14 protein-coding genes are annotated in these 12,781 nt (G+C 63.3%); all 14 read left to right on the top strand.

Annotated features, from left to right (window positions below; genetic code table 11):
* Positions 1–2 precede the first annotated feature (2 nt).
* Positions 3–671, top strand: a complete 669-nt coding sequence (locus tag INQ48_20450) for a hypothetical protein (GenBank protein ID QRF55744.1) — start codon at positions 3–5, stop codon at positions 669–671.
* Between the two features lie 2 nt (positions 672–673).
* Entirely contained in the window at positions 674–1,072 is a 399-nt protein-coding gene (locus tag INQ48_20445; GenBank protein ID QRF55743.1) for a head-tail adaptor protein, read from the top strand.
* Positions 1,073–1,075: 3 nt separating this feature from the next.
* Entirely contained in the window at positions 1,076–1,513 is a 438-nt protein-coding gene (locus INQ48_20440) for an HK97 gp10 family phage protein (GenBank protein ID QRF55742.1), read from the top strand.
* Positions 1,510–1,875: a DUF3168 domain-containing protein gene (locus INQ48_20435; GenBank protein QRF55741.1), complete on the top strand. Its 366-nt coding sequence runs from the start codon at positions 1,510–1,512 to the stop codon at positions 1,873–1,875. The genes INQ48_20440 and INQ48_20435 overlap by 4 nt, the downstream gene beginning before the upstream one ends.
* A gap of 82 nt (positions 1,876–1,957) precedes the next feature.
* Positions 1,958–2,608 (top strand): phage tail protein, encoded by a 651-nt coding sequence (locus tag INQ48_20430; protein ID QRF55740.1) that lies wholly within the window; start codon positions 1,958–1,960, stop codon positions 2,606–2,608.
* A gap of 1 nt (position 2,609) precedes the next feature.
* Positions 2,610–2,831, top strand: a complete 222-nt coding sequence (locus INQ48_20425; GenBank protein ID QRF55739.1) for a hypothetical protein — start codon at positions 2,610–2,612, stop codon at positions 2,829–2,831.
* Positions 2,831–3,169 carry a hypothetical protein gene (locus tag INQ48_20420; protein ID QRF55738.1) on the top strand — a complete coding sequence of 113 codons (339 nt, stop codon included), beginning with the start codon at positions 2,831–2,833 and terminating at the stop codon, positions 3,167–3,169. Before INQ48_20425 ends, INQ48_20420 begins: the two co-directional genes overlap by 1 nt.
* A gap of 38 nt (positions 3,170–3,207) precedes the next feature.
* A complete protein-coding gene (locus INQ48_20415; GenBank protein QRF60819.1) occupies positions 3,208–3,480 on the top strand; it encodes a hypothetical protein in 273 nt (90 codons plus the stop codon).
* Positions 3,480–6,089 carry a hypothetical protein gene (locus tag INQ48_20410; protein QRF55737.1) on the top strand — a complete coding sequence of 870 codons (2,610 nt, stop codon included), beginning with the start codon at positions 3,480–3,482 and terminating at the stop codon, positions 6,087–6,089. Before INQ48_20415 ends, INQ48_20410 begins: the two co-directional genes overlap by 1 nt.
* Positions 6,089–6,583 carry a hypothetical protein gene (locus INQ48_20405; GenBank protein ID QRF55736.1) on the top strand — a complete coding sequence of 165 codons (495 nt, stop codon included), beginning with the start codon at positions 6,089–6,091 and terminating at the stop codon, positions 6,581–6,583. The genes INQ48_20410 and INQ48_20405 overlap by 1 nt, the downstream gene beginning before the upstream one ends.
* A gap of 2 nt (positions 6,584–6,585) precedes the next feature.
* Positions 6,586–7,089 carry a hypothetical protein gene (locus INQ48_20400; protein QRF55735.1) on the top strand — a complete coding sequence of 168 codons (504 nt, stop codon included), beginning with the start codon at positions 6,586–6,588 and terminating at the stop codon, positions 7,087–7,089.
* Positions 7,086–7,454, top strand: coding sequence for a hypothetical protein (locus INQ48_20395; GenBank protein ID QRF55734.1), 369 nt, complete (start codon positions 7,086–7,088; stop codon positions 7,452–7,454). Before INQ48_20400 ends, INQ48_20395 begins: the two co-directional genes overlap by 4 nt.
* Complete coding sequence (locus INQ48_20390) at positions 7,451–10,273, top strand: hypothetical protein (GenBank protein ID QRF55733.1); 2,823 nt, start codon at positions 7,451–7,453, stop codon at positions 10,271–10,273. Before INQ48_20395 ends, INQ48_20390 begins: the two co-directional genes overlap by 4 nt.
* Before the next feature lie 63 nt (positions 10,274–10,336).
* Positions 10,337–12,775: a hypothetical protein gene (locus INQ48_20385; GenBank protein QRF55732.1), complete on the top strand. Its 2,439-nt coding sequence runs from the start codon at positions 10,337–10,339 to the stop codon at positions 12,773–12,775.
* Positions 12,776–12,781 lie beyond the last annotated feature (6 nt).

Genomic DNA, 12,781 nt, shown 5'->3' with positions numbered 1-12,781 from the left:
CCTTGAACATCGTCATCGTCACGCCCCCGCCGGTCGAGCCGGTGACGATCGAAGAGGCATTCGTGCATCTGCGCCTGGATGATCCGACGGAGGACAACCCGGACACTGCGGCAGTCCGGGCGCAGATAGTCAGCGCTCGCGAACAATGCGAGCAGATCACTCGCCGCGCATTCGTGCAGCAGACGCTGCGCATGACGCGCGGACCGGCCCGGCGCCGCGGCGAGCGCCGCGGCTGGGATTGGCTTGTTGGCGGCGGGTGCATGGCGTGGGGTGACATCGAGTTGCTCCGGCCTCCCTTCATCGAAATGGTGTCGTTGAGCTACTACGACGATGCCAATGTGCTGCAGACCGTGGCGCCGGCCGACTTCTTCGTGACGGCCGATCTGGTGCCGCGGCTGCGGTTCGCGTCCGGTTACAGCATTCCATCGATTTACCTCCGCGAAGATGCGATCCGGGTGGAGTACGTCGCCGGCTATACGCCGAAGCCCGCCGATCCCGACGCCGATCCGCCCGTCGCCATCGACTACCGCGCCAACGTGCCGGCCAGCATCAAGCAGGCGATCCTGCTGGCGGTGCAACTGCAGTACGACGAGCTCACGCCAGACAAGCGCAAGGCGCTCGAGAACGCGCGCGACGCGCTGTTGTCCAGCTACCGCATCAACACGTTCTGACCATGAGCATCCGCAGCAACGTCGATGCGAGGGCGCTGGATCAACGCATCGCGTTCGAGCGCCGGGTAGAGGTGCCGACCGGAACCGGCGGCACGACCATCTCGTGGGTAAGGCTTGGGCCTTCGCCAACGGCAGAGTATTGGGCGCGGGTGGATGGCGCCAAGGCAAACGAGCCGTACATCGCCGACGGCGTCCGATCGGAATCGGATTACACATTCTGGGTTCGCGCGGGGGTGGCCGAGCGCTTGTCTCTCGTCGGATCGGATGATCCCCCGGGCCTGCTCATGACCGACAGAATCGTTTGGGACGGAAAGCCTTTCAACATCGCGGACATGCCGGACCAGCAGTTGCGCGGCCGGCTGCGCGCAATCGTCGGTCGAACCGGGTTGAACGAGGGCTGAAAGATGGCGAACTCTGTCACCGTCAAAGTCGGAGGGCTGCGCGAGCTGGGCGAGCGCATGAAGGGTCTCTCGGAGGACATGAACAAGCGCATCGCGCGCGCGGCCACCGCGGCCGGCGCCGTGGTGATCCGCGACGCCGCCAAGCAAAAGGCCCCGGTGCTCACCGGCAACTTGCGCAAGAACATCATCGTCAAGCGGATCCCCAAGGGCGAGTCGCCCCTGACCAGCGAGCACATCGTCACCGTGCGCAGGGGCAAGCTCACGAAGAAGCAGCGTGCGGCAGGCCTGGAGGATGCGTTCTACGGCGTGTTCGTCGAGTATGGGACGGCCAGGACGGCGGCTCAGCCGTTTCTGCGGCCCGCCTACGACCAGAACAAGGAAAAGGCGGTCCAGGCCATCAAGGATCGAATTTCCAAGCGGCTTGCGAAGGCGGGTGTATGAGCCTCGAGCAGACCGTCTACAACGCGCTGAAGGGCCTGGTTTCGAACCGAGTCCATGCCACCACGTTCCCGCAGCAGCCGGCAGTCCCGATTACCCCGGCGATCCTCTTTACGTTCATCAGCGATGAGCCCACGGACGACATCTGCGGAGACGACACCGCGCAGACCGCCAACACGCGAACTCAGATCGACATCTATTCGACGGACTTCGATTCCACGCGCACTTTGCGCCTGCAGGTCCTGGCCGCGATGGCTGCCATCACGCCGCCGACGCGCGCGGCCGGCGGGTTCTCCTCCTATGAGCCGGACCTGAAGCTGCACCGGGTCAGCCTGGACTTCATCAGCTACCCGAGCAGCGCGTAGGCGCACACCAGTTTCTCAAGCCAAGGCCGCCGCTGTGCGGCCTTTTTCTTTGTCAGTACGTCAGCAAGAAGGAAGGTAAATCATGGCAGCAGGTAAACGCCTCAAGTTCCAGGGTTCCAAGCTCCAGGTCAGCACCGGAGCGGCGACCGCCAAAACGATCACCGACATCGACAACACCGATCCGGCACTGGTGACGTCGACCGCGCATGGCCTCGCGCTGGGCGCGGTAGGCCGCATCGCGGCCGTGGTCGGCATGACCGAGGTCAACGGCAAGCTCTTCGTGGTCGACAACCCCGAGACCAACGACTTCGAGCTGGCCGGCATCGACGCCACCGGCTACACCCCCTACACCAGCGGCGGCACGTTCTCGCCGCTCACCTTCAGCGACTTCTGCGAGCTGACCGGCGTTGACCAGCAGGACGGCACTGCCGACGAGATCGAAGTCACGACCATCTGCTCGACGGCCAAGGAGTTCGAGCAGGGCCTGCCGGATGGAGGCACGCTCACCCTGAACTACAACTATGCCCCGAACGAGGCCGTGCAGGCCGCGATCCGGCAAGCAAAGGTCGCCCAAGAGGAAGTCGCCGTGCGCATCACCTTCCCGAACAACGGCGGCACCGTGGTCATGATCGGCCACGTCCAGCAATCCAGCTTCAGCGGTGCCGTGGCCGGCGTGTGGACCGGCTCCACGACCCTGAAGCTCACCGGCGAAATCTTCGTTCTGGCTGCCTGATATGGCGATCTCCGTCGTATCGAAAGAAGGGCGTCGCCTCGTCGAGATGCTGAAGCATGAATTCGGCATTCCCGCGGGCGCGACGCGCGTGGCCATCGACTACGAGGTCGGCGGGCTGTTCCGCGTCAGCTGCGACTACCTACCTGCGCCGCGCGCAGCCGCAGAAATCGAGGTCACATCGCTGACTTCGGGATCGCGGGAATTTACCCAAGGAGTGAAGTAATGAACCGCGAAGAACTGCGAGCCAAGATCCTCGCCACCGCAAGCCCTGCCCCCGTTCCCGTCAACGTGCCGGAATGGGGCGACGTCTATGTCAAGCCGCTGCTGGTCGGCGAGATCGAGACCATGTCGTCGGACGCCGACCCGAAGCTGCAGACCGCTCGTGGGGTGGCTCGCATGCTGTGCGACAAGAACGGCGAGTTGCTGTTCGACGTGAACAGCGCAGAAGACCTGTTCGCGATAAACCGTCTGCGAGCCTCCTCGCTGAACAGGATCCATGCCGCCATGGAGGAAGTCAACGCGACGAGTAGCAAGGCCGCGGCAGAGCTGGGAAACGGCTAACCCCCAGGGATCGCTTCAAGTTGGACCTTGCTGAGGCCCTGGGGTGGTCCCTGGCATCCGTGAACGCGCTCACCGAGCGCGAGCTCTCGATCTGGATGGTGCGCGGCCCCCTCTGGCCCCGGCGGCAGGAATTGCTGCTGATCCAGTTGACGAACTTGCTCGCGCGAGTCAACGGCAACAAAACGCGCATGAGCGATTTCGACATTTTCAACAGGAGCCGTGAGGTCGAACTCGACAACGCGGCGCATGACCTTGCCACGCTCGCAGGAGCTGGCGCAGGCGTGCGAAAACTTGGACAGGGGCGCAAATAATGGCGGCATCTGTAGGTTCACTCGTCGTCTCGCTGGGGCTCGACGCGGCTGAGTACATCAACGGCCTAACCAAGGCTGAGTACCAAGCGCGGCAGTTCGGCGAGAAGATCGGCGGAGCCATCAAGGACGGTGCCGCCGTGGCGGTGGCCTCTCTGGCCACCGTGGCAACGTCAGCCGTAGCTGCGTTCGCGGCCTTCGACACGGTTGTGAAGAAGGCTGGCGATTTTCAAGACCTGGCGGAAATGACCGGGGCCAGCGCCGAGGGCCTCGCTGCCTTCAGCATCGCCGCCGGCACCGCGGGAACCACCGTGGAGGCTGTTGCGCAAGCCAGCATAAAGCTCACCAAGAACCTCACGGGTGTGGATGATGAATCCAAGGCGGCCGGCGCTGCTGTCAAGGCCTTGGGACTGAATCTGAAGGACTTCAAGGCCCTGACGCCGGAGGACCAGATCGACGCCATCTCGAAGGCGCTGGCCGGGTTTGAGGACGGCGCCGGCAAGACGGCAGTTGCTACCGCGCTGCTGGGCAAGTCTGGCGCCGAACTGCTGCCCTTTCTCAAGGCGCTGGAAGAGCAGGGAGGCCGGCAGGTCATTCTTACCGCCGAGCAGATCCGGCAGGCCGATGACTATGCCGACAAGCAGGCGAAGTCGCGTGCCCAGCTTCAGATCTATGCCCAGGCTCTTGCTACTCAGGCGCTTCCCGCGGTCACTGATTTCACCGGAGCGCTCACGGACGCGATCAAGGAAATGGTCGGCGTTGGTAACGGCGCATCGGACTTGGCCAAAAACAAGGGAGTCCAGGAGTTCGCCGACGACGCGGCCGTCTTCTTGGCGGGCGTCATCGACATGGCGCGAAAAACCGCGACGGTCTTTCAGTTTCTCGGCGAGTCCATCGGCGCCACGGCCGCCATCATTGCCGCGGCTAGTCGCAATTCTTCGGAGGGCGCGAAGGCAGCATTCAGCTTCGACCCGGGCGGTGCATTCAGAGTTGCTCGCGAACAGGTCACCGAAATCAACAACATCATCAAGGAAGCACGCGAGCAGGGTAAAAAGTACACCGCCGACTCCGAGAGCATGTCCGACAAGGTTGCGAAGCGGATTGCAGATCGCAATCGATATGCCGCTTTCGCCGCACGCGAAACTCGTGGGTTCGATCCGAATAAGCCACAACCCTTGGTCTTCAATGGGGCCGATGGGAAGGGTGGAAAGGTAAAGGACACGTCCGGCCAGGAAGCCAAGGCACGGCTCGCGGCGGATCTCGACGCGATCAAGAACGCGCAGGAGGCGGTCACCAACGGGTACGCCAACCAGGAAAAGATCCTCGAAGCACTGCGGTCAGCGGGCATCCGCGACGAGACCAGCTACTACGAGGAGAAGGCGCGGCTGGCCGCGGCATCGGCAGACATCCAGGAATACGCGCTTCAGAAACAGATCGACCGGATGAGGAGGGAGCAGCTCAGCGGCAAAGACGCGATCGACAACGCGAAGAAGATCGCTGATGCCGAGGGGGCACTAAACAAGGTGCGCGAGAACGCGGCCACTACTGCGCAGGTGCTTAACATCCAGCAGGAGGCCTCGTACAAGAAGATGGAGGCGGCCATTCTGTCGGCGCGTCAGGCGGCCCAGGACTTCTTTGACACGACGAACCGCGGTTATGAGCGAGCAATCGATGGCGTCGGGCAAGGCGCCAAGGCCCGCAGCTTCGCCGCTGGCATCACGCAAATCGAAGACCGCTATCGCCAGGAGCGCCAGGCGCTCCAGAACCAGAGGGCGCAGGCGGAGCTGCAGGGAAATTTTGGCCCGGACGCGCAGCGCCAGTTTGAACGTCAATTGGCGATCATCAACGAGTTTCAGGCGAAGGCCATCTCGTCCTATGGCTCGACCTACAAGACGCTCGATGATCTTTCGAAGAACTGGGCCACAGGCGCTTCGGAGGCACTCAGGAACTACGCGGACGAGGCTGACAACACGGCCAAGCTCGCTGAGTCCTCGTTCGGCGATGCGATCAAGGGGCTCGAAGACTCGCTTGTGGAATTCGCAACCACCGGGAAGGGCAGCTTCAAGAGCCTGATCGACTCCATCCTGAAGGACATCGCGCGTCTCGCAATCCGCCAGCAGATCACGGGCCCTCTGGCCCGAGCCCTGAGCGGCGCCTTCAGTGGCAATGCGCTGAGCGGCGATCCCGACTATTTGCGACAGATCGGCCTCTCTGGTGGTTCCGGCCTCGCCATCACCGGTGGGGGCGGCGGCGATTGGAGTTGGCTAACGAACCTCTTCAGCGGTTCGCGTGCGATCGGTGGCGCCGTGGAAGCCGGTGGCCTCTACCGTGTGAACGAGCGCGGCCCCGAGCTGCTGGACGTCGACGGCAAGCAGTTCCTGATGATGGGCAACCAGCGCGGGAACGTGACGGCGAACAACATGCTCGGCGGCAGTGGATCCGACGGCGGGGTGGTCATCAACAACTATGGCTCGCAGAAGGTGACAGCGGAGCGGCGCTCGGATGGCCGGACCGAGGTCACTGTGCGCGAGCTCGCGGCCGGCATGTCCGACCCGAGCAATCCTTTGAGCAAGGCCATCGAGCGCAGCTTCGGGCTGCAACGGAATCGCTGATGCCGAACCCGCGCATTCCCCACGGCTTCAAGCCGCTGATTGAGGGCTACAACATCGGCGCCCCGTCGGGCGTACTGCGCACCCAGGTGGAAGGCGGTCTCGCGCGCAGCGCGATGGACTACGACCGCGGTCCGCAGCGCATCGCCGTGTCCCTCTACATGTCGCCGGAGAAGTTCAGCGTCTGGTCGTATTTCTTCCTGAAGTTGATCGACAAGGGCGCCATCAGCTTCTACATGCCGCTCGACACCGGCACGGGGGTGATGGATCACCTGTGCACGATGGATTCCTCCACCTATTCGGTGGCGAAGGCTGGCAGGACTCAGGCTTGGCGCGTGGCGTTTGCCGTCGACGCGGAAAGCCCGATCTTCGATGCGACCGACGACGAGGCGCAGGCGGTGATCGACCTCTGGAACGGATATGGAGAAAGCAGTGACGACCTCCTGCGCCGGCTTGAGCGGTTTGCGAACGTCGACACGACGGTCTTGGACTTTTGAGCATGGACGATCTCGATCACAAGCTCCGGGTCTTCCTGGCCTCGGCGCCTCAACGGGTACGGTCGATCCAGACGATCGAACTGAGCCACTCGGACCTGTCGAGCACCTGGCGCCTCTGGCGTGAGCCGACCATCGGCGAGATCACCACCGAAGACGGCGTGGTCGACGTGCTGCCCGCCAACCTGCTGATGAAGCTGGCCGGCTCCGAGAACAACCTCGATCAGAAGTACGAGATCAGCCTCGACACGGTCGACGCCGACGATCTGTTCCGCAACGAGATGGATCGCATCCCGCTCGCGACCAACGAGAAGGTGCGGGCGGTCTACCGCGAGTACCTCAGCACCGACCTGACGGAGCCGATGATGACTGCGGTTCTGCAGGTCGAGTCCGTGGCCTTCAAGAAGGGCGCCGCCACGCTGTCGGCGGTGTCGCCGCGGCTCAACATCACGCGCACGGGCGAGCTCTACGCCCCGCGCGACATCCCGATGCTTCGGAACTTCGTATGAACGTGAACGACTACTTGGCGAAGCGGTATGACGAGCCGCCCTGCTGGCTCCTCGTGGCCGATGTCTATGAGCACGAGCTCGGCAAGACCGTCGAGGAGTATCGAACGGTCACCAACTCGATCCGTGACATTGCCGCCAAGTTCAGCCTCGAGCTGCACAAGGGCGAGCACGGTTTCGAACAGGTCGAGGAGCCTGTCGACTTCGCGGTGGTGTTGCTGAGCCAGTCCCTGCGCAAGGGCTGGCATCACGCCGGCGTCTTCTATCAGGGCAGCGTGTTGCATGCCCTGTCGGGCGGCAACCTGTACCAGGACATGGCCAGCCTTCGCGACACCTACCCGCGCATGGAATTCTGGAGCCGGCCATGAGGATCACGGTCTACGACCACGCCTTCGCAGGGCTGGCCCCCAAGGTATTCATCGCCTCGAGCCTGGCGCAGTGGCTGATCGAGCACTACGGCCCCGTCTGCTCGAAGACGCTGCAAGTCTTCGAGGGTGAGCCGAGCGGAGAAACCGAGATCTCGCACAGCTTCGAGAAGATCCGCAACGCCTCGGGCGAGCACTACACCATCCTCGAGAACCCCGGGACCGGCATTGAGTGGCTGCCGATCGTGAAGTCGCTCCTGGTGAGCGTAGCGGTTAGCGTGGTCTCTCGCATCTTCGCGCCGGACCCCAAGATGCCGGGCAACGTCAACCGCACCAGCGCGAGCCCGAACAACTCGCTGGGTGCTCGTGAGAACCAGGTGCGCTACCTGCAGCGCGTCGAAGACATTTTCGGCACGGTGAAGGCCATCCCTTCCCTGATGATGACCACGTACACGAAGTACGTCGCGAGCCGTCAGGTCGAGTACGCCTACTACTGCATCAGCCGCGGGTATCTCGACGTCTCGGAAATCAAGGACGGCGAGACCTACGTCTCCTCGATCACCGGCGCGAGCGCGGCCGTCTATCGCCCCTTCACCAGCCCGAACAGCGGCGATGCGCCGCAGCTACTGATCGGTGCCCCGATCATCGACAACATCGTGAGCGTGCGCCGCTCGGTCGAGACGGACGGCTTCACGCTCAAGGCCTACAACCAGATTCAGTTGTCGGCCGCCGCTCGGTATAAGTTCATCCCTGGTAGCTCGCCCGGGTATGGCGGAAACGACGTGCTCGAGCAGAAGGAGAAGAAGCCGAACTTCAACGCGATTGCCGAGGTCGGCCAGACGATCACCATCTCGCCGTTCGACATGTCTTACACGCGAACCGGCGATGCCGAGTGCGTGGGTGCAGTTCGGAAGTACATCGACCTCGGCGTGGTGCCGTCCATGTTCACTGGCGTGCGACCCGGCGACCAAGTCACCTTCTCGGACTGGTTCAGCCCGCAGAACAACGGCACGTTTACGGTGGCCACGAAGGCGCCCGACGACAGCTTCATCACCGTGACCTCGGGCAGCCAGGTCGACGAAGTGCGCGTTCTGCCCACGCAGGTGACCGTCATCGCAACGCCCGACCTGAGCTCGTTCTCTGGCACGCGGACGATCATCGAGGTGCGCGACGGCTCGGTGGTGCTGAGCGGCACCGTCTTCGCCTACGAGCTCGATCTCGGCACCGGCGGAACGTTCGTGAATGCATCGGTCGCGAACGGCCTGAGCGACTGGACCGACTGGATCACCCTGCGCGAGCTCGACCGCACCCAGGTCTGGAACAACATCATTGCGCCGCAGGGCCTGTACGCGGATGCCGGCGGCAAGTCTCCTGTCTCGGTGGAGTTCGAGATCCAGATCGAGCAGCTGGACGGCTCCTTCAACCCCACGGGCAACGTCGAGACGGTCATCAGCGTGATCGGCGGGGCGGTGTCGGACCTGTTGGGCGAGACGGTCGAGCGCGTCACCGGCTGGACCGGGCCGGCGCGCGTGCGCATGCGCCGCCGCACCCCGTACCTGTACGACTACCCCGGCACGATCGTCGATGAGATCAAGTGGGCCGACCTCTACAGCGTGTCGCCGGTCAACAAGGCCCATTTCGGCAACAAGACCACGATCCACACCGTGACACAGGCCACGCAGCGCGCTACATCGGTGCGTAGCCGCCAGCTCAACTGCATCGCCACCCGCCTGATCCCGCGCTGGAACCCCGGGACAGGCACCTTCTCCGGCGCATTCGATGCCGAGGGGCGGCATGTGTCCGGCACGCTCGTGGGAACCAGCTTCATCCATGACGTGATCGCTGCCATCTGCCTCGACCCGAAGATCGGCAATCGCCAACTGGCCGAGCTCGACATGGTTCAGATGTCCGCGCAGGTCGACCTGGCCTATGCCATGCACCCGGACGCACCGACGTTCAATTTCACGTTCGACAACGACGGCACGAGCCTCGAGGAGGCGATCGAGATGGTCGCCAACGCCGGGTTCTGCACGGCCTACCGCCAGAGCGGCAAGATCCGCCTTTCCTTCGATCGCGCCCAGGCTGCGGCGGTGGCTCTGTTCACCCACCGCAACAAGCGGCCGAACTCGGAGACCTTCGCGCGCTCATTCGCCAACGACGCGGACTATGACGGCGTCGAGTTCGTCTACCAGGACCCGATCAGTCAGCAGGCCGAGTCGATCATCCTGCCGCTCGACGGAAACTTCACGAAGCTGAAGAAGTTCGAGATCCCCGGCATTCGCAGCTACCCGCAGGCTTGGCTGCGCGCCTGCCGCGAGTTCGCGAAGATCCAGGGGCAGCGCATCACCGGCGTGACCGACGTGACCACAGACGCGCGGGCGCTGCTGCCGAACTCGCGCATCGACCTGGTCGACAACACGCGCATGAAGTCGTTCGACGGCGACGTGCGCGGTCAGGTCGGCCTGGTGCTCACGCTGAGCCGAGACGTCGAGTTCGAGCCCGGAGAGGATCACAGCATCCTGCTCATGCAGCGCGACGGCACGCCCGAGTCGATCTTGTGCTTCGAGGTGCCCGGCAGCCCGAACAAAGTGCTGTTGCAGCACGCGCCCGCGGAGGCATTGGAGCTCGAAGGCGGCGCCGACGGCATCCGCACGATCTTCTCTTTCGCCAGCGACAGCGCGCGGGAGCGCCAGGCGTTCCTGGTGAAGGAGATCGGCGTCTCCGATGGCCAGTACATGCAGCTGACCGTCGTGAACTACAGCGCCAGCTTCTATGCGGCCGACACCGAACCGATCCCGCCACGCGACTCGGTCATCAACTAAGCACAGATCACCCACCGACAAGGCGCCCATCGAGGCGCCTTTTCTTTTGCCCGAAGGAAAGCCATGGCCGCAGTAAGCATCACCGACCTGAACAACGCGAAGCTTGACGTGGACCACATCGCGGACCTCGCGACCTCCAGCGATCTTGAGGCGACGGACCGCTTCGGCAACACGAAGAAGACGTGGGCCGGCATCGAGGAAGATCTCGGCGCCGCCTATGCGGTAACCGAGACAGGCGTAAATCGAAATGCAACTGAGATGGCGCGTGACCAAGCGCTGTCCCTGATCAACTCGCGCGACAGCATTGCCATCGCACTCGCCGATGCCACGATTCCTGTAGGTGGCCGCTTCGCTGCACCTTTGGCAGATGGATCATGGCAGGCTTACACAAAGACCAGCAGTTCGGTCGCTACGCCAGTTGCTGGACCTAACGCGAGCGCGACGCGCATCAAGTCGGTCACGGAGCTCTACTACGACGCTTCATGGTTCACGTTCGCTGGATTCATCCAAGCCAGCGGTGTGCCGGTGGCAAGTGCGAACTGGGGCGCTACGCCGCCGCTTGAAGTCATTGGCGGTCATCAATACGTTGTCTATTCGCGGTGCACAGGTTCTGCTCGCCACGTCTGGCTCGACAAAGATCTGAGCTTGATCTCGGCATTCGGTGGCGCGGAGGCTTCCTTCCAAGCCTTGAACGTCACGGCGCCGGCCAATGCGCGCTATCTGCGTGTGAGCGCGCAACAGTGGCCGGTTGTGAACGCCTACGTGCAAGGAGCGCAGGCGGACCAAAACATCAAAAAGCTGAAGGAGGTCGCGTCGCAGCACCCGGTGCAGCTGCCTGCGTCGTTCGTCGACAACAACGGCACGCCGCTGGACGTCACACTGACGGCGCTGGCGGCAGCTCAACTCGCCTCGGACATGCGAATCGCGGCTTTGGTGGGCGAGCTGGACTTGGCAACGGATGCCGCCGCGCCCTTATTCGTGAATCTTTGGCAGTACACGAAATCCTGGGCCACGCCCAGCACGTTCGACGCCGTCGCGGTCGCGTCCAGGAACTCCGCCAGCCAGTTCACCGTCGCATCGGGTGGAGGCTCCAACTTCATCGCCGGCGGCGCCTTGGTCGTGGAGAACGCCGCCACGGGTGAGATCACCAGCTTCGTCTGCAAGAGCGTGGCGGGCGACGTGGTCACGGTCATCGGGACACTTCCCGCCACCCTCGGCAACGCTCAGGGCATGTGGGACAGCGCCAACACCCAGCACTTGAGCCGACTGGCACAAAAGGGCCTCGCGGACTTCATCATCAGCCGCACGCAGCGGTATGCGTACAAGAAGTCGACCATCTTCGAGTACCACCCTCCGACGTGCAGCACGCCGTCAGCCGCGAATGCCAATATCTACGCACTCGACAACACTACGCTGAAGGTTGCGATTACCAAGCTCGGGAATGCTGGCTTCGGCGGCTTCGTGCCGGGCACAACCAACCTCGCGAAGCTTTGCCAGACCAGGACCGATCCGCAATACAACGTCGGCGTCGCTGGTGATGGCGTCGTTGGCCAACCGACCCAGTACCTAGGATACGGCTACGACATCACGTCCGCCGCTGCGGGAGACGGTATCGAGTTCACCATTCCTGCTGGTCGAAACACGGGCTTCCTTGAAATTGTGATGGCCGCGCGGACTGGCCTCTATACGAGCAGCGTCGACGGCACGAGCCAGACCTTTGACGGGAAAGCCCGAATCGTCGTGTTGGGGGATGGTGTCACGATCCACGATCAGGCCTACGAGGCGGGCCGCGTGAACTACGTTTTTGCGGACTTCGCCGGCTACAGCACCCTCACCGTTCGCCTGATCAATGCGGAAACGAAGCCCACGGCTCTGCGGCTTTGTGCCGTCTATGCGTACACCAAGTCCGCAGCGACGCCGACCAGCGGGTTCTTCAAATCGAGCGACGTGGTGGCCTTCCTCATGGATTCGTGGGGCGCCTATCCGGTTGCCGTCGGCGGAGAGGTCCCGCCGCTGCGGCCGGACGGATCGACGGCGGACGGCATGCAGTTCACGTCCGAGCGTTTGCGCACGCAGCTTGCCACTCAAGGCGTCAGCGTGACCACGCTCAACATGAGCAAAGGTGGTCAGACGTCGGAATGGGGCCTCTACTGGGTTGACAAGATACTGGCACTCAGTCCCCGGCCAACGCACTGTCTCATCAACTTCGCGATCAACGACAGCAACTCGCGCACTGCCTACGACGCGGACACCGACTCGGCCTATGACTTCGACCCGGTGAATATGTGGGTCAACAAGGTCAAGAGTGCCGGCGGCAAGAAGGGCTCGACCAACGACACCCGTTGGTACGCCAACATGCAAGCCATCTGCGATCGACTGAGCAAAGCCGGAATCAAGCCGATCGTGCTGATGCCACCCTCGACGGCGTCGACGTCGCAGACCCAATCGATCCGCTCGAACCTGCTGCACAAGATGGCTCGCGGTTTTCGGGGCGCTGCATGAGCAACC

This window comes from Variovorax paradoxus (assembly GCA_016806145.1).
GTDB lineage: Bacteria > Pseudomonadota > Gammaproteobacteria > Burkholderiales > Burkholderiaceae_C > Variovorax.
Note: the sequence above shows the minus strand (reverse complement) of the source record. Positions and strands in the feature narration are given on the sequence as shown.